Source organism: Deinococcus arcticus, assembly GCF_003028415.1.
GTDB classification, from domain to species: domain Bacteria; phylum Deinococcota; class Deinococci; order Deinococcales; family Deinococcaceae; genus Deinococcus; species Deinococcus arcticus.
This window is the reverse complement of sequence record NZ_PYSV01000003.1, coordinates 93,188-109,822: the sequence shown is the minus strand read 5'-3', so window position 1 is coordinate 109,822 and position 16,635 is coordinate 93,188. Positions and strand designations below refer to the sequence as shown.

Annotated in this window: 17 protein-coding genes and 1 pseudogene; 9 read left to right on the top strand and 9 right to left on the bottom strand. The window is 65.1% G+C overall.

Annotated features, from left to right (window positions below; all coding sequences use genetic code 11):
- Positions 1 to 73: 73 nt before the first annotated feature.
- Complete coding sequence (locus C8263_RS04235) at positions 74 to 877, bottom strand: aminoglycoside phosphotransferase family protein (RefSeq protein ID WP_107136870.1); 804 nt, start codon at positions 875 to 877, stop codon at positions 74 to 76.
- Positions 878 to 941: 64 nt separating this feature from the next.
- On the opposite strand from C8263_RS04235, the gene C8263_RS04230 reads away from it, so the two are divergent.
- From C8263_RS04230 to C8263_RS04215, 4 genes are read left to right on the top strand one after another with little or no spacing between them, the layout of a single operon-like run.
- Entirely contained in the window at positions 942 to 1,769 is an 828-nt protein-coding gene (locus tag C8263_RS04230) for an undecaprenyl-diphosphate phosphatase (RefSeq protein ID WP_107136869.1), read from the top strand.
- A gap of 31 nt (positions 1,770 to 1,800) precedes the next feature.
- Entirely contained in the window at positions 1,801 to 2,808 is a 1,008-nt protein-coding gene (locus C8263_RS04225; RefSeq protein ID WP_408608032.1) for a heme-dependent oxidative N-demethylase subunit alpha family protein, read from the top strand.
- The gene (locus C8263_RS04220; RefSeq protein ID WP_233218638.1) at positions 2,805 to 3,257 is read left to right on the top strand and encodes a guanyl-specific ribonuclease; all 453 of its coding nucleotides are present in this window, start codon (positions 2,805 to 2,807) and stop codon (positions 3,255 to 3,257) included. Before C8263_RS04225 ends, C8263_RS04220 begins: the two co-directional genes overlap by 4 nt.
- On the top strand, positions 3,254 to 3,652 hold the full coding sequence (locus C8263_RS04215; protein WP_107136866.1) for a barstar family protein: 399 nt from the start codon (positions 3,254 to 3,256) through the stop codon (positions 3,650 to 3,652). The genes C8263_RS04220 and C8263_RS04215 overlap by 4 nt, the downstream gene beginning before the upstream one ends.
- A gap of 34 nt (positions 3,653 to 3,686) precedes the next feature.
- Here the strand turns inward: C8263_RS04215 and C8263_RS04210 are convergent, their stop codons facing one another.
- Positions 3,687 to 4,598, bottom strand: a complete 912-nt coding sequence (locus tag C8263_RS04210; protein ID WP_107136865.1) for an FRG domain-containing protein — start codon at positions 4,596 to 4,598, stop codon at positions 3,687 to 3,689.
- 2 nt (positions 4,599 to 4,600) lie between these two features.
- On the bottom strand, positions 4,601 to 5,236 hold the full coding sequence (locus C8263_RS04205; protein ID WP_107136864.1) for a DUF6766 family protein: 636 nt from the start codon (positions 5,234 to 5,236) through the stop codon (positions 4,601 to 4,603).
- Positions 5,237 to 5,476: 240 nt separating this feature from the next.
- On the opposite strand from C8263_RS04205, the gene C8263_RS04200 reads away from it, so the two are divergent.
- The 3 genes and pseudogenes from C8263_RS04200 to C8263_RS04190 all read left to right on the top strand — a co-directional run.
- On the top strand, positions 5,477 to 5,731 hold the full coding sequence (locus C8263_RS04200) for a WGxxGxxG family protein (RefSeq protein ID WP_107136863.1): 255 nt from the start codon (positions 5,477 to 5,479) through the stop codon (positions 5,729 to 5,731).
- A 104-nt stretch (positions 5,732 to 5,835) separates the two neighbouring features.
- Complete coding sequence (gene yidD, locus C8263_RS04195; protein WP_107136862.1) at positions 5,836 to 6,165, top strand: membrane protein insertion efficiency factor YidD; 330 nt, start codon at positions 5,836 to 5,838, stop codon at positions 6,163 to 6,165.
- A 240-nt stretch (positions 6,166 to 6,405) separates the two neighbouring features.
- Positions 6,406 to 6,588: pseudogene (locus C8263_RS04190) on the top strand (IS4 family transposase); the annotation flags it as partial.
- A 97-nt stretch (positions 6,589 to 6,685) separates the two neighbouring features.
- On the opposite strand, the gene C8263_RS19445 reads toward C8263_RS04190, so the two are convergent.
- The 6 genes from C8263_RS19445 to hsdR all read right to left on the bottom strand — a co-directional run bounded on the left by C8263_RS19445 (position 6,686) and on the right by hsdR (position 14,634).
- A complete protein-coding gene (locus tag C8263_RS19445; RefSeq protein WP_199188314.1) occupies positions 6,686 to 7,090 on the bottom strand; it encodes a hypothetical protein in 405 nt (134 codons plus the stop codon).
- A gap of 3 nt (positions 7,091 to 7,093) precedes the next feature.
- The gene (locus tag C8263_RS04185) at positions 7,094 to 8,821 is read right to left on the bottom strand and encodes a restriction endonuclease subunit S (RefSeq protein WP_107136861.1); all 1,728 of its coding nucleotides are present in this window, start codon (positions 8,819 to 8,821) and stop codon (positions 7,094 to 7,096) included.
- A complete protein-coding gene (locus C8263_RS04180) occupies positions 8,818 to 10,293 on the bottom strand; it encodes a class I SAM-dependent DNA methyltransferase (protein WP_107136860.1) in 1,476 nt (491 codons plus the stop codon). Before C8263_RS04180 ends, C8263_RS04185 begins: the two co-directional genes overlap by 4 nt.
- 54 nt (positions 10,294 to 10,347) lie before the next feature.
- Entirely contained in the window at positions 10,348 to 10,944 is a 597-nt protein-coding gene (locus tag C8263_RS04175; RefSeq protein ID WP_107136859.1) for a hypothetical protein, read from the bottom strand.
- A gap of 29 nt (positions 10,945 to 10,973) precedes the next feature.
- A complete protein-coding gene (locus tag C8263_RS18835) occupies positions 10,974 to 11,225 on the bottom strand; it encodes a hypothetical protein (RefSeq protein ID WP_146160587.1) in 252 nt (83 codons plus the stop codon).
- Positions 11,226 to 11,400: 175 nt separating this feature from the next.
- Positions 11,401 to 14,634 carry a type I restriction-modification system endonuclease gene (hsdR, locus tag C8263_RS04170; protein ID WP_107136858.1) on the bottom strand — a complete coding sequence of 1,078 codons (3,234 nt, stop codon included), beginning with the start codon at positions 14,632 to 14,634 and terminating at the stop codon, positions 11,401 to 11,403.
- 739 nt (positions 14,635 to 15,373) lie between these two features.
- Here hsdR and C8263_RS18830 point away from each other — a divergent pair.
- Both C8263_RS18830 and C8263_RS04165 read left to right on the top strand, forming a co-directional pair.
- Positions 15,374 to 16,156, top strand: coding sequence for a hypothetical protein (locus C8263_RS18830; protein WP_146160586.1), 783 nt, complete (start codon positions 15,374 to 15,376; stop codon positions 16,154 to 16,156).
- Positions 16,157 to 16,301: 145 nt separating this feature from the next.
- Positions 16,302 to 16,559, top strand: a complete 258-nt coding sequence (locus C8263_RS04165) for a hypothetical protein (protein ID WP_107136857.1) — start codon at positions 16,302 to 16,304, stop codon at positions 16,557 to 16,559.
- Positions 16,560 to 16,635: the final 76 nt, after the last annotated feature.

Below are 16,635 nucleotides of genomic sequence, written 5' to 3'. Positions count from 1 at the left end.
GGCCACGCGCGACGCTCGAGCGCGCAGGGCCGTCGGATCACGGGGGCACCCAAACGAAGAGTATAGACCACTTTCAGGTCTCTGAGGAGAGGGCCAGGGCCTGCTGCGCGATCTCCAGCGTGGCCTGGGCCTCTGCGGCCTGTCCATCTTCCCGGTGCCACGCCGCCGATAAGCCCGCGTAGGCCGCCACCCAGGCCAGCAGCCGGGCCCGGTTCACGCCGGCCGCCCCCGCCACCACGCCCGCCTGCCGCGCCAGCCGACCGGGTTGCCGGGCCACCGCCAGCGAGGGGTTACACAGGAGGTTGGCAAAGTCGAAGGTTCGCTCGCCCAGCAGCCCCTTGGGGTCAATGACCAGCCAGCCGCGCGCCGCGCTGTGCAGGACATTGCCGTGGTGCAGGTCGCCGTGCAGCGGGCGCACGTCCTGGGGCGAGCCCAGGAGGGTCTGGGCCACGTGCCAGCACTGGGCAAAAAGACCGCCCTGAGCCGAGGCTTCAAAGAGCGCCTCAAACCAGCAGTCCAGTGGGAGAAGTGGCGGCGGATCAGGGCGGGGGAGATGCACCTGCGCAGCGGCCCGGCACAGTATCCGGCTGGCGTCATCGTCCTGGCCCGCCGCCACCACCATCGCCACCAACTCGTGTTCGCCTTCAATCCGTTCCAGCACAACCGCGCGCCCACCGTGGTGGTACACCTCGGCTGTGCCCTGGCCCGAGAGCCAGACCATCAGGAGGTTTCCCCGCTTCTCCTCCTCATTCCTCGCCACCTTCAGCATGGCTTTTTTGCCCTGCCAGCGCACCGGACACAGGTCGCTGCTGGGGGTGGAAAAGGCTTCGCCGTCCTGTTCCAGTGCCCAACGTCGGAGATAGGTCTGTGCCCTCATTCCCTCAGTCTGCGCCGAATGGGGGACGCCCCTGCCCACCTGTCAGGCCGTACACTGGCGCCTTATGGACTGGTTGTACGCCATCGTTTACGGCATCGTCGAGGGGATCACCGAATTCCTGCCCATCAGCTCCACCGGGCACCTGATCCTGACCGGCAACCTGATGGGCGTGCCCTGGACCAAGGAGGTCAAGGACGCCTTTGAAGTGGTCATTCAGGGCGGGGCGATTCTGAGCGTGCTGGTGTACTACTGGCGCGATTTCCTGAAGATCCGGCACATCGGCCGCGACCAGACCGAGCGGACCCTGTGGCTAGGCGTGCTGGTGGCGTGTATTCCGGCGGTGGTGCTGGGGCTGCTGTTCGGTGACGCCATCAAGGCCACCCTGTTCCGGCCCAGCGTGGTGGCCTGGGCCCTGATTGTGGGCGGCGTGCTGATGTGGCTGATTGAGAGCCGCAAGGTCACCCCCACGGTGGACGCCATTGAAAAGATCGGGGTGCGCCGCTCGTTCCTGATTGGCGCGCTGCAGTGCCTCGCGCTGCTGTGGCCGGGCTTCTCGCGCAGCGCCAGTTCCATTCTGGGCGGCATGGTGCTGGGCCTGGACCGCGCCACCGCCACCCGCTTCAGCTTTTACCTGGGGGTGCCCACCCTGGGCGGCGCCGCCCTGCTGAACCTGATTCAGGAACGCGAGCTGATTTTCCGTGAAATTGGGCTGGCCAACGTGCTGCTGGGCGCGGGCGTGAGCTTCGTGACCGCCTACCTCGCCATTGGCTGGCTGCTGCGTTTCGTCTCCACCAACACCTTCAAGGGCTTTGCGGTCTACCGCGTGGTGGTGGGCGCGCTGATTCTGGTGCTGATCGCCACAGGCGTGATGACCAACGGCAATCTGGCGTAACCCTGGGGCCCGGTCTGCCACAATGGGCCCCGTGGCGCCTCCCACCGTCTACCGCCCCTTTCTGAATGGCGTTTATGCCGTCTCGGCGGGCCTGTACCGGCTGGGGGCGCAGGCTCTTCCCTGGCTGGACACCCCTGCACCCGAGCACCACACCTTCGCCTTCGATGACACGTATGCGGCGTTCATCGCCAGCAAGGCCGCCGCCCATCGCCGCGCCGCCTGGGAATACCTGGGCGAGGCGGCCCTGAGCCCGGCGCTGCGCGAAGCGGCACTGACCCACGTGGCCCGCACCCTGGCGGCCGACAGCGGCGGCCGGGTGACCTGGGACGGCCAGACGCTGCGCAATGCGGCCCTGGGCTGGCAGGCCACGCTGAACCTGCGCTGGAACGCGGTGGAGGACCTGCAGCGCTTCGAGGCTCCGCTGGCAGCGCTGGTGCAGGACCTGACCCCCCTGCACGCCCTGGATTTCCTGGGCCTGAATGCCCCCGAGGACCTGGCCATCGTGGCCCGGGACCCGGCCAGCGGGCGCGACTGGCTGGCCGCCGCGCATGTCCTGAGCCCCCAGCACTGGGACCCGCGCGACAAGCTGGGGCGCGACTTCGTGGCGGTGCATACTCCGGTGGCGGGCAGCGGCCCCATGAACGCCACGGCTCCGAAGCTGGTGGACGCGGTCGTCAGCCGGGGGCCGTTTGTGCGCTTTGCCTGGGGCATCAGCATGACGGGTCGCCTGGACCATCATCCCGCTGCCCCGGCCGACGCCGACCGCGCCCCAGGCACAGCCTTTGACCCGGACGCCGCCTTTCTGCGCGTGGAGCGCCAGACTCTTACCGGCTTTCCGGGGGCCCACGGCGCGCTGTTTACCATCCGGCCCTTCACGTACCCGCTGCGGGGGGCGGTGCAGACCCCGGCGCACGCCCGCGCCCTGGCCGCCGCACTGCGCACCATGACGCCTGAACAGGTGGTCTACAAAGGATTAACCCCGCTGCTGCCGGACCTGCTGACCTGGCTGGACACGCGCCTTCTACACTCGGGGCTATGAGGCCCCCTTTCCGAATGACGCTGCTGGCCGCGTGGCTGGCTGTCTGCGGCCTGGTGGCCTGCGAGCCGGCGCCGGTGCAGCCTACGGCAGCGCAGCCCACGCCCGGGGCCCAGGCCGGGCCCGCGCCCACCGCCCCGGCACGCGATTCCCTGAGCGGGCGACCGTGGATCAGCCGCGCGGACCTGCCCCCGCAGGGGCGGCAGGTTCTGGCCCGCATCGCCCAGGGCGGCCCCTTTCCATACCGCAAAGACGGCGCGCCTTTCGGTAACCGCGAGCGCCTGCTGCCCCGGCAACCGGGCAGCTATTACCGCGAATACACCGTGCCCACCCCCGGCGAGGCCGACCGGGGCGCGCGGCGCATCGTGTGCGGGGGGCAGCCGGTCACCCGCACCGCCGAGTGCTATTACACCGCCGACCACTACGCCAGCTTCCGGAGGATCGCGCCATGATTCAGGTGTTTAACGAGCCCCCCAGCGGTCTGCAGGCCGCGCCCCACGAACCCCGGATTCTGGCAGCCGGGCACCAGATCGGGCTGCGGGAAGTCGAGTTCACCCACGTCTCGGACAAGGCCGAGCTGATGCTGGCCCTGCTGCGCGGGCTGGCCCTGCCCGGCGCCTTCGGGCACAACTGGGACGCCCTGTACGACGTGCTGACTGACCCCGGGCGCACGCCGCCCCGCCTGGCCCTGCTGCTGCGCGACTACGCCGGGTTTCGCCGCCGCCATCCTCACCTGGGCCGGGACCTGGAAGCGGTGCTGCTGGACGCCCAGCGCCACGCGGCCCAGCAGGGCCGGGCCCTGTGGCTGCTGGTGGAGGAGCCCGACAGCGATCCTGAAGCCTGGTAGCGGTCGGCAAAGACCGGGAAGGGGGAAGCGGGCCTCAGCGGGCCTGGTCGCGCTCGTCTTCCGGGGTGCGCGTTTCTGGCGGGTCTGAACTGGGGCTGCCGGCATTGGAGTCGGCGGGGGCCGCTGGCCGCTGGCGGTAATAGCGGCGCAGCCACTGGCTCAGGCCACTCAGGTCGGGAAACAGGGTCCGCTCGTTGATGTTGAACTGATCCAGCCGGTCACGGATTTCCCATTTCAGTTCGTGGGCCACCACCACGCGCCGCGCCAGCTCCGGCTGGCGGCGCAGCCAGTCTTCAGGGCGCAGATCGGGGTTGGAGAGCAGCGCAAACAGCGCCGACTGCTGCACGATGCGCTGGTCAATGGACGGCGGTTCCAGCAGCAGTAAGAAAGGCTGGCCGTGCTGCGCTTCCAGCCCGTCGAGCCACCCGATCTCGGCGTCGTAGGGCAGCGGCGTTTCAGAGGCCGCGTGGCTGAAGGTGCTCAGCATCTCGGTGGTAAAGACGTTGCCACCCTCGCGTGAGAGCAGCTCGCGCAGGTCGGTGGGCAGCCCGGCGGCGCTGGCCGGGGCGTCCAGCAGCCACACCATGCCGTCCTCATCGTCGTGGCGCTCGTCGCTGGTGGCAAAGTGCAGGGCCACGAGGGGCGAATAGCTCCAGTCCAGCAGCCGGGTGGGCAGCCCGTGATGCTGCCCGATGGTCAGCCAGGTCCACAGGTCGTCCTGGGGGGGCACGGTGGCCAGCGCGTACTTGCGAAAGGCGCGCACCAGATGCCGCTCAATGTCGCGCGGTGCGCCCGCCAGCCGCTGCAGCGAGGTGCTCAGGGGCGCCGTGGTGCCCTGGCCCCGGAACACGTAGGGCGAGCGGAAGCGCCGCAACTGCGCGTTCCAGGTGTTGTGCTGCAGGGCGTCCAGCAGCGCTGACCACGATTCTGGTCGCAGGTCCGGCATGCTCAGGCGTCTCCGGTTTTGTGGTTGGGATCCGTCAGCGCCTTGGACTGTGAGGAGCCCACCTGCCGCAGGAAGATCGTCAGCACCACGATGGCCACCACCGCCAGAAATTCGCTTTGCCAGTTCTGGAACGACTCGAACCAGAATTCCGGCTGGCCCATGAAGGCGCCCAGGTTCAGGGCCTCTTGCCCCCGGGCCTGCTTCTCGTGGTTGTTATCGGTCCAGGAACTCAGCAGGTGCAGCGCCAGGGAGCCCAGAAACAGCCCTGTCAGCACCACCGACAGACTGTTGCGGCGCCAGAAGCCGCGCTGGGCTTTGTCCTGGGCGTCTTTCTGACGCTGTTCAGGTGTCTGCTCGTCTGGGTAGGGGTTGGACTCGGCCGAGCCGCGCTGGCGCAGATAGACCGTCAGGGTAACAAACGCCGCCATCTGCAGAAACTCGCTCTCCCAGTTCTCGGCAGTGGCCGACCAGAAATGTGCCGAGGCCAGATACGGCCCCCAGCCCAGCGGGCGCTGCCCCAGCGTCTGCAGTTCCTCGTTGTGAACTGCCCAGCCTGTCAGGGCCTGGGCCAGCCAGAACACCAGAAACAGGACCACCAGGACGATGGACAGGGCGTTGTTTGTCCAGAAGCGCCTCATACCTGACGTTATAAACAAGCGCTGGGCACACCATGGCTGCCCCGGCTTGTGACGCTGTTTAGAGAAGTGCCTTCGGTGTGGCGTGGGCGCCGGTGCGGGCCCCGGGCAGCTGCTGCCTCAAGAAATGCCCAAGGGCCGGCCAAGACTTTCTGTTCGGTGCTGACCGGCTGCGCGTGCCATCGTTCTCTTCGTACCGACGCACACAGTGCACAAGCACATACAGTGCCCAAGGAGGTTGTTATGAAGCGAGACGCCAAAACGGCCCTGCTGGTTCTGACCCTGGCCCTGGCGCCCGTCCCCGCCCTGGCGCAGGACACCACCGATACCGCCAGCACCGATACCACCACCACGACGACCACCACCGAAACCCGCGACCAGGACGGCATGGACTGGGGCTGGCTGGGCCTGCTGGGTCTGGCGGGGCTGGCCGGGCTGTCGCGCCCCAAGCACACGGCCGTGCACACCACGACCACCACCAACCAGACGCCGCGCTAAGCCGGGCGTGAAGCACGAATCGGGCGGCCCCTGGGGGTCGCCCGCTCTGTTGTGCTGGCCTGCGCCGCCCCGTGTGCTGGCCGCCCGCCTGAAAGGACCCACCTATGCGATCTCTGCCCCTGTCGTCCCTGAACACGCCGGCCCTGAATACCGCCGTGCTCTCGTCTATTGACCTGTATCAGCGCTGGCTGTCGCCTCTGAAGGGGTTCCGCTGTGCCCACGCGGCCCTGTATGGCGGCGAGTCCTGCTCGGCCGCCGTGCGCCAGCTGGTGGCCGAAGGTGGGGTGCTGGCGGCCCGGCCCGGCATTGCTGCCCGCTTTCAGGCCTGTGCCCAGGCGTACCGCCACCTCTCGGGTGCGGCGCAGGCCACAGGCGGCTCGGTGCGGGGCGTGTGCTGCTGCGGCCCGGTGCCCATCCCCTTCCGCTGCGGCTGATGGACTGCCGTCTGGTCTGCCAACAGGCCAGCACAGAACCGGCCTGTTGACTCCGTGCCCGGCGGGACGTTTCGCTTCTGCCCGCTTCGCTCATGTCTGTACCACTGTGCCCATGATTCAACCAGAGGCCAATTGACGTGAAAGAGGCCCAGCGGAGGCTCAGGCCACCTTCGGCCCCTGACCACCAGGCAAAACTCCTGACAGCCATGGAAAAGTCGGCGCCTGTAGGGTGTTTCTGCGATGAAAACCCGGAGCCGACACCCACACGCTACCTTGCAGACCGCCCTGAAAGGGCTGCGTTTCCCACCCTCGCCCGCCGTCTTGAGGTGCTGGCCGCCATGATCTTGGGCCAGGATGCAAGCCCGCAGCGTCGTGCTGTACACGCTGAAGACCCATGTGCCGTTGCCCGGCTCACTCGACACGCCCAGATTCTCTCCGCTGGGAGCGCTCTGCCGTCGTTATGCAGGTGCAACCCCTGAGACGAACCCTTCAACAAGGCCGGGTTGCCTTGAGCCCCTGACTACGCAAGGCGCTGAGCCAACAACCCCTCAACGCGGGACCAGGGAACGATTTTTCGAAACGCACCGCACTGGGCCGCGCCCTTTGGACCTGCAGCGCGAATGGCCTGCACGGCCTGCTCAAGCACTTCCGGCGTTTCCCCCAAAGCTTCCGCGAGCCACAGCAGGCCCGGCGCACACTGAAAGTGGGTGTAGAACGAGCGGGCGCCGCGGTTGAGCTGGGCGCGGTTGTATGCCCCAGGAGTGTTAAATTCTCCCAGCCAGCCGATCAAATGCGATTTCTGCGAGGAATACCAGGCTGAGCTTGGCCGCGGTATGCTCCCCTCAAAGGCATCAGTGATCGGTTGCCGCGTGGGGAGCCGGGCAATGAGCTCCTGAAGTGCACTCACGCTGATCGCTTCGGTCACCTTTCAGTCCTCCTGAAGCTCAGGCTCGAACAGACTCACCTGACGTGTACCCGTTGAACGCGCTTGGCGGCGTTGCTCAAGAAGCCGGATGGCTTCCTCTTCATTCATGACACTGGGGATGGCCTGCGCCTTGGGTGGGCGACCTCGACGCTTGGGCTCAGACGGACCATTGGTGTCCTCAATGTGAGCCTTCGGCGGATGTGCTGAGGAGAGTGACTCCTGACCCGTTGGCTTGGGAGCCGCTTTCCGCCCGCGGCCGGATTTTGTGCCTTCTGAGGCTCTTAGAGCTCGAATGCGTTCAAGTAGCACACTGGCAGGCTCATCGTTAGGGTCCTGCGGCACCAGTTCACCCCGAAACGCCTTGGCCAGCAGCGCCGGCGTCAGGCGTTCGAAGGAGGTGAGGGCCCCTTGGTACCGAGCTTCAAGGCGATCCGCGATGGCGAAGAGGGCTTCAACTCTGCGGACGATTTCGAGTTGTTCGGGGAGGGGAGGGAGGGGAATATCCAGCCCCTCCAGTAGGCTGGTGTTAAAACCTGCCCGTGTAGCGCCAATGGCGCTCTCTGCAACTTGCCGCAGCACGGTTGATCCGCCCTGCAGGGCGTAGAAAGCGTACTTCGTAAGACAAACGTTTTGGCTAACCCTAGCTCTCAAAAGATGGAATGTCATTAGAAACCCATCTTCTTTTTCCGTTGCCACCGCACATCTTCCTATAGTACCGGACCGAGTAAATAGAATGTCTCCAGTTCGAATGACATATCTTTTGAAAGAGCCGGTTAGCTCATGAGGCAAGAAGTTAAGTTTACTGTGGTCAAAATAACCGGTTTGAACAGTGCCAACATTGAGGACAGGTTGTCCCGTCGAGCTAAACTCATTGGACTTCATGGACATTGGACCGATCTGCACGGCTGGCACTCCATCCGGTCCTAGTGCTCCCAACTTGACCCAATCCCACTCGCTGGGGATAGATTCCCTTTCTTCTGGTGTCAGTTCCGGTACTATCCCGGATCCCCACAGCCGACCGCGAGCAACCGCGTCAGAAGAAGCTATCTCTGCCCGCTGCTGAGGATTCTGCTCTCTCCACTCCCGCGTCAACTCCCCACTCACGGCCGCGCTCAGCACCGCTTGCCTGAACTGCTTAACCAGCTTCGGCACGCGCTCCAGCCGCTCACGGCCTGACTTTACGCGGGCGAGGACGGCGTCAAGCTTTTCGGCAATGCGGATTTGCTCAGGGAGGGGAGGAAGTGGAAGTTCGATCGTTGCTAGGTTGCCTCGCGAAATCCGTTTTCTGGTAGTACCTGATGAAAGAGCCTGAATTTCATTGCGGATGGGTGCAGCATTCAGTGTATGCATCAACCATCTGGAATATGCAGCCTGCCGTGATGGACGAATAATCGAAACATCAACGACTGTGATTGATTTTTGTGAAAGTTCAGGAACCGTACAGGCCCTTCCAAGGGGCTCTGGCATGCGCGCAAGAAGTACGTCTCCAGATTTCACCTCTTTGCACCTCAGTCGCTTAAAAGCGTCCTCGTCAATGAAACGTTGGGATTTATCAACAAAAAATCCATCACCCACATCTGCCAGCTGTAAAAGGCGAATGTTGCCCTGCGGATTCTGGTCTTTGCTTTCGACCCAGTCCCCATCAGAGAAAAACCCTTGCGAATGGGTCAGGTCGGGAATCGTGGCTGTAGCCCACCCTGAAGGCAGGTCTTCATGCTTATCAACGCTCATGCAAGCACCCCGGCCTCTTCCAACGTTGCCTCATCCTCGCCCAGTTCCAGCAGGATGGCGCGCAACTCCTCCATGGCGCCTGCCAGCTCGGTCAGGGCTTCCTCGGCCAGTTGGGCCGGTTCGGGCAACTCGCCCTGCGTGGCGCTGTCGTCCTTGAGCCAGCTGATGTCCAGGCTGTCGCCCCGCGCCGCTATTTCCTCGCGCATGAAGCGCCGAAAGCGGCCCTCCGGCCCGGTGTCTACGCGGGCGGCCAGCGCCTCCGGGCCACCGTAGGGGTCGTCCCCGAACGCGGCCTCGAACCCCGCAAAGTGCTCGCGGGTAAAGGGTGTGCGCTTGCCAAACTGCGGCATGTTCGCCCGCATGTCGTACACCCAGACTTCCTTCGTGTTGCCCTTCTCGCTCTGGCCACGGGTGAAGAACAGGACGTTCGTTTTCACGCCCTGCGCGTAGAAGATGCCGGTGGGCAGTCGCAAGATCGTGTGCAGGGTGCACTTGTCCATCAGGTCTGCACGAATTGCTTTGCCTATCCCGCTCTCGAACAGCACGTTGTCGGGCAGCACGACCGCTGCACGCCCATGGGTCTTCAGCGCCCGGTAGATGTGCTGCAGGAAGGCAAACTGCTTGTTGCTGGTCACGAAGGTCAGGTCGTCGCGCGTGGGCGTGCCACCCCCCTTCTTGGTGCCGAAGGGCGGGTTGCTCAGGATCAGCGTGGACTTGGGCAGCTTCTGGTGGTCGTTCGACAGCGTGTCGCCCAGGCGGATGCCACTGCGCTCGGGGTCGTTCGCCAGGCCGTGCAGCATCAGGTTCATCAGGGCGAGGCGCTGGGTGTCTGGCACCAGTTCCATGCCGTGGAAGGCGTTCTCGAAGAACTGCTGCTGCTTGGCCTCCGGCCAGTTCCACACGTCCTCGTGCTGCGTGATGTAGTGATGCGCCGCGATCAGGAAGCCGCCTGTTCCTGCGGCGGGGTCCTGCATGATGTCCTCGCTGGTGGGCTTCATCACGGCCACGATGGCGTCAATAAGGGGCCGGGGCGTGAAGTACTGGCCTGCGCCGGACTTCTTCTCGTTGGCGTTCTTGGCCAGCAGCCCTTCGTACAGGTCCCCCAGGCCTTCTTCCTTCGCGGAGTACCAGTCCAGTGCGTCGATGTCCGTGACCAGCTTGCTGAGGGTCGCGGGCTTGCGGATGAAGCTGCTCGCGTCGGCGTAGATCATGCGAACCAGCGGCGCAGGCGCTTTCCCCAGGTCCAGCAGGGTCTGCCGGTAATGGTCGAGACGGTCCGGGGCCGAGCGGGCCTTCAACGCGTCCCAGCGGTTCTCGGCCGGGATCTGCGCTTCCTGGCTGGTTTCCTTGGCCATCTTCAGGAACAGCAGGTAGGTCAGCTCCGTGACGTACTGGTGGTACGTCACGCCGTCGTCGCGCAGGTCATTGCACAGGTTCCAGAGCTTCTGGACGATGTCGGTGGTGCGGGTCATTGCCCATCATTGTGCCGCAGGGCGGCGCAGAAATCCGGTGGGAACGCCCTTCGGTCAACGGGTGGGGGCGGGGGTCCAGCCGGTGGGCGCGGGCGTCAGCTTGAGGGGCTGAACTGGCCCCGTGGAGGTCGCCACCTTGAAGTTGCCGCAGCGGCCCTGAATCAGTTGCTGCGTGAACTTCGGCGTGGGGCCCGGCGTGACGCGGATGACCCGGCTGGACCAGACGCCACCGTTGCTGCGCACGCCACAGTCGTCATCGTAGGGTTGGCCGAACTCGTAGTTGAGTTTGCCCAGCAGGCGCCGCTGGGGCCGCAGTTCAGCGATCTCGAGGAAGCCCTCGGTGTACCCCTGGCCGGTAAAGCCGCCTTCCAGCACCAGCTCGGTAAAGCCATTCTGGTTGATGTCTTTCAGGGCGTACATGGTCGAGGCCATGCCGATGAACACGTAGTGCGCGACGACCGTGTTGCCCTGGGTGATGATCAGGCCCTGACTCCAGCCGGTCCGGGCATAGCAGTACATGTACAGGTAGGCGGTCTGCTGTGCGCCCTTGACCGTGAACGAGCCGGGAGCCACCCCGTTGATCTGAAAATCCTCGCCAGCGCAGCCTTCAAAGCGGCTGAACTCACCTGTGCCCCACAGGCCGGCCTGCATGGCCTGGTTAAGTCGCTCGCTGTTGATCTTTAGATCAACCGAGCGGAGCGAGTATCGAAAAAAGGACGTTGCACCGGGAGTGGAGACTTTGCGGTGCTCTCCTGCAAAGTCGTAACGTGAGGTGCAACGTCCTTAGCGAGGTACTTCACCCGGCCCCGCTCGCTTTCCGTGATGCGGGGTTCCGGGGTGGTGACGCGGCTGTCGTACACCACGCGTGACTGGGCAGAGGCAAGTCCCGCCCCGGCAAGGGCAAGGACAGCGCCGGCGGTTTTCAGCAGCATGGGGGCAGCTTAGCGGGCCGCTCGCTTCCGCGTTGCCTCATACGGATTCCGTCCATTTCCGTAACATCCGGGACAGCGCCGGATGTTCCTCCAATTCCCGGAAATCCGTCTCTTTTCCCTCTCCCTCTGGTCGAAAAAATTCCGTAACATGTTACGGAATTTTTCGGAACCCGTATCAGGCGCCGCGCGCCCAGACTTCGTCCTGCAGGCGCGTGAGGATCAGCGGCAGTTCGCCCGCGAAGATGCTGTTGTCCAGCCGTGCAAAGCCGCCCATCTGCTGCCGGACCGGGCTGGTCGGGAGGTCCAGGCTTTCCTGGTCGATGACGCCGTTGGCTTTGAGCTGAGCGGCGAGACGCTTGAGCCACGCCTGCTGTGGAGGGGTCCAGGCCTTCGAACCGAGCAGCCGCGCCAGCGCTGCATCGACACGCGCCTCAAATGGCTGTGGCGCTTCCTGCTGCGCCGCCGCCCGGATGAAGCCGATGATGCTGGCTGCGGCGTCCACCTGCTTCACGCTCGCGTAGGCCCGTTGCAGGAAGGTCTCGCTGAATCCCGCCTGGTCCAGCTCACGGCGCAGTGACAGCAGCTGCGCGCGGGTCAGGTCTTTGGGCCGGGTCAGCACGGTCAGCAGGGCCGGCACTTCATCCTTGTGCTGGGCAATGTAGGCTTCGAACGCACTGAGGTAGTCCTCTGCCTTCTGGCCGCCCGGGTACGCCTGGACCACACTGGTCACGATGTCCTGATGACTGCTGATAAACACGGGTTGCCCGCCTTTGGTGCGGCCAGTGTCGAGCAGGGCCATCAGGGTCTCCTGCCCGGCGAGCCGGGCGGGCAGCTCGTCAGGCGCAGTGTTCCGCAGCGTCTGGATGAACGCTTCGGGCGTCTGGCCTGTCGCGCCTTCGAAGGTGTCGCGGGCCGCTGGGGTCAGTCGGCCTTTCACCCGCTGCAGTTTGGCCACCAGTTCGTCGCGCAGCAGGGACCGCGCCGCCGTGGTAGGGGCCTGCTGCACCTCATCCAGGAGGGCCTGGAAGGTTTTCCCGGGTTGCGGAACCACCGCCCGCATGGTGGTGAACTTCGACGCCGCTTCGTAGGCCCGCACCGCGTCGTAGATGCGGAAGGTGGTCTTGCCGATGTCGTCACAGCGCCGGGTGGCGCGGCCCAGCATCTGTTCGAACAGAATGCGGCTGCCCACCTGGCGCAGGAACACCAGATTGGTGATGGCCGGCACGTCGATGCCGGTGGTGAGCAGGTCCACGGTGACGGCCACGGTCGGGCTCAGTTCGTTCTTGTAGCGGCGGGTGAGGACCAGGGGCTTGTCGCTTGCGCCTGTGATCTTCACGACCGCGTCGTCGTCCAGCTCGCCGTACTGGGCGCGGAAGGCGTCTTTAAGGCGCATGACCATCTCGTCGGCGTGGCGGTCCGTGGCGCAGAACACCAGTGTTTTTTCCGGCCCGAACGGGTTGATGAGCGCCGCGAGCTGGGTCGCCACTGCCTGATTGAAGCCCTGCGCGACCACCTTCCGGTTGAAGGCCTCCACGTCCAGGCCGATGTCGTCGGGCGTCTCGAAGAGGCGCACCTCACTCTCGCCGGGCGTGTAGGTCTCGATCTGTTCGCCCGCCTTCCAGTGAATGCCCTGATCACTGAGTTCCGTGCGAATAAGGTAGGGGGGCTCATGGTCGATGAGCACGCCGTCCAGCACCGCGTCGCGGTAGGAGTACGAGAAGACGGGTTTGCCGAAAATCTGCGTGGTGTGCAGCGCGGGCGTGGCGGTCAGGGCCACCTTCACTGCGTCGAAGTGCTCAAGCACCTGCCGGTACTTGCTGACGTAGTCGGCCTCGCTTCGCCAGCCCAGCTCGGCGTCCGCGAGGTCGCGGTCCAGGGTATAGCCCCGGTGCGCCTCATCCACCACGATCAGGTCGTAGGTGCCCACAGAGGGGGGAGTCTCGCCCAGCACGCGGCGGACCAGGCCCTGCACCGTGGTCACGTGAACGCTGGTGGCCGTGTCAATCGGGCCGTCATCGATGGCCGTCAGGTTGAAGGTCTCGGCAAAGGTCCGCGTGCCTTCCAGGCGGGTGGTTTTGAAGTCGTTGCCTGCCTGCTCGCCCAGGGTCTCCCGGTCCACCAGAAACAGCACCCGGCGAAAGCGCCGGGCTTTGAGCAGACGGTAGATGAGCGCGATGGCGGTCTTTGTCTTGCCGGTGCCTGTGGCCATGGCCAGGAGGATTTCCCGCTGGCCCTCACCAATGCGCGCTTCGACCGCCTGGATCGCCGCCTTCTGATAGGGGCGCAGGCCGACGGCGTACTCGAGGGGTTCTGCCTTCAGGGCTTCGTCGGCGGCAGCCGCGTCCTGCTCAAGCATGGCCAGCAGCTCGGCGGGGCTGTGCCAACCGCGCAGGGGGTGGCTGGGATTGACGCTGCGCCGGGCGTCGCGGAACCAGATGCCGCTCTCGGTCTTGAGCTGGGCGAGGTACGGTCGGCCGTTCGTGGCGTATAGGAACGGCACCCGGTAGGCGGTGATGCCTTCTCCCCAGGGGCCGTGGGGAAGCTGCAGGCCGGTGGTCAGGGTCAACCCGCGGCTGTAGCGCGCCGCCTGCGCCAGGCTGCCCATGACGGCCATATTGATCCGCTTGGCTTCGACGACAGCGACCGGGATGAGGCCCACGAACAGCGCGTAATCGGCTGGTCCCGTGGCCGTGGGCCACTCGGCGATGGCCAGGTTTCGCCCGGCTTCCGGCATGACCTGCCCGTAGCGCAGGTTGACTGTGTCGGCTTCCCAGCCCACTGCGCGGAGCTGCGCGTCAATGAGCTGACGGGTCTGCGCCTCGGTGAGGTCCAGGTGATGGGCGGCCTGACTGGCGGCCGTGATGATGGGTGCCGGGTCCTTGGGTGCGGCGGCCTGCTGCTCGGTCAGCCGACCCTCGGCTGCCAGGCGGGCGGCGTCGGCCTGGGCCAGCAGCGCCCTCAACTCGTCGGCCTCATTCCGTGGAGCAGGTTCGATGAACTCGGCGCGCTGGTAGGCCGGGTTTTCGAAGGTGCGAATGAGCCACACGCCCAGAATCCAGGCGAACTTCAGAAGGTCCCGGGCCTGGTCAAGGCTGCCGGTGAACTCGTGGTTGGCAGCGTTGCCCGACCGGCGAATCTCGGTGAGCAGTTCCCACACCTGCTGGGGCAGCACGTCCAGACGCCGGAGCCGGGCCAGTCGTGCCTGCTGCGTTTCCTCCCCCTCCCCAAGCTGGCCGGACCGGGCGGCAATGACGCGTGTGAGCAGCTCGGCGAATTGCCGGAGCTTGAGAACCGACGTGTTGGGGTCGTCGTGCAGGTAGCGCTCGGCCAGACCGCCGAGGTGAACGAGGAGCGGCTCGACAGACTGCAGGTCCGTGAAGTTGGATGGGCGCGCGCTGGCCTCAGGCATGGTTGGCTCCAGCGTAGAGCACGGCGGCGCCCGGCGCTGCGTCAGCCCCGTCTCATAGACGAGACTGCCCCCAGATGCCCCCATGGCGCACCTTTGCTTTATGGGCTCCACCGAGTTCAAAGCGCGCGGGTATAAGACGCGGCCGGAGGACCAGCAGGCCATTTTCGGGAAGGTCCATGAGTGGGCAAGGCCGATTGGTGAGCGCCTGGAGCGGGAGTTGTTCACTAAGGACCGGGGGCCGCAGGCCTGATGGCGGCGGGTGAGGATCTCTGCACTGGCTCTGGCGGTTGGCCTGCGTTTTCGACGTCCAGGCGAAGGTCTATAGAGCGCAGGGATGCCCGGTTGTAACGCAGTTGTGCCACAGGGGTCCAAACCTATGTGTGAACCTGTAAGGCAAAAGCAGAAACCCCCGTCCTGGACGAGGGTTTTTCTGGTGGGACGTGTAGGACTTGAATCTACAACCCGCTGATTAAAAGAGGGCGGGGGGCCACTTCGGGGGCATTCTGGCCTTTGCCGGGAAAGTGCGGGCGCGTGCGTGCTGGACAGTATAAAGCCCTCTTCTCTTCGCCGGGAATGTCCGGCCAGAACGGGCCGTGAGCGGGGGCAAATGGGCCACAAATGGGCCACGTCTTCCGGCTTCATTCGGGCGCGCGCGGAATGGGGTAAACTTCACGGCATGAGCCCGGCCCCCGTCCTGAACGCCTTTACGCCCCCACGGTGGGCGCGGGTGGTGTCAGGCGTGACCTGGGGCGAATATGCCCTGAGCGAAGCGGGCCATGTGGAAGCCCAGGCGAAAAACGGGCCGGTGATCGTCTGGGGACAGGCGAAGACCGGCAGGCGGCCCTTTCTGGACTTTGTGCGGGACGTGCTGGCCCGCCTTCCTGAAACGCCCACGCCTTCGCCGCTTGACATGGAAGCGGCCCGGCTGAACACGCGGGCGCACTTCCTGGCCTTCGTGCGGGCAGCACGTGGCAAGGTCCGGGCGTCTGTAAGGTGGAAGACGAGCGCGCGAGTAAGAAGGCGCGAGATACAGGAGCTGTTCAGATTTCTAAAAAATTATCCATTCTATCGCCGTTTAGAAGGTCGTTATTTGCGACGTAAACATATGGCCGCCCACTACCGTTACTTAGTCGCGGAAAAGATCGCCTTATCTGAAGGATCTGATGAGCATCTCAAAGAAGAGGCATTCAGGGCGCTGGAGTATTTTGAAAGATTTAGTAGGCTTCCTGACCAAGCGATAGGGATGAGCTGTAACACGGGGCGCACTATACTTACTGACATGAATAAGGAGCAATGGCTTCTTGTTATAGGTCTGTTTCCTGATCTTTTTTCAAGGTATCTTCGATTAGAGCTAAATAATCGAGTAGACCTTACCCACGCCCTGCGCTTCCTCGAAGCTGCCGCCTACCGGGCCCACCTTGCCCGGCGCGTTAAACCTGTCTCGCGCCGTCCCCGTGCCCCCCGGCCCCTGTACGCGCGGCCCAGACCCCCCACCTGCCCCACTGCTCCCCCTGTGGCCTGATCGCCGGGCCGCTGGAACAGTCCAGCGGTAAGCGGTAGGCCCGGCCCTGCCTGACGCGCGCCCCCTTCCTGCAGGAAGGCGCGGCCCTCAGACATAGCCCCCTGACCGGCGAAAGAAAGAGGCCCGGTCAGGGGCAGGGGACAACATGACGCAAGGTGTAGACCTTCATGCCACCGCACGCCCCCAGGACGTGCCCCAGCTTCACAGCCCGGATGACCTCGAAGCGGTGTATACGCCCGCTGAACTGTGGACCCGTTCACGGCTGCCGCGTGACCTTATCCGCACGGCCATACACTCCGGCCAGCTTCCGGCCTACAACGCCGGGCGCGGTGAGCGGCCCCGCTACTTCGTGCGCTGGGGCGACTTCCTGCACTGGCGCGAATCGCTGCGGGTGCGCCAATGAAAGCGCCCGGTGAGCAGACCGGGCGGGAAGCGGGGGGGCTTCGGGGTCATCTTAACGGCCAGCCGCAGGCCACGCG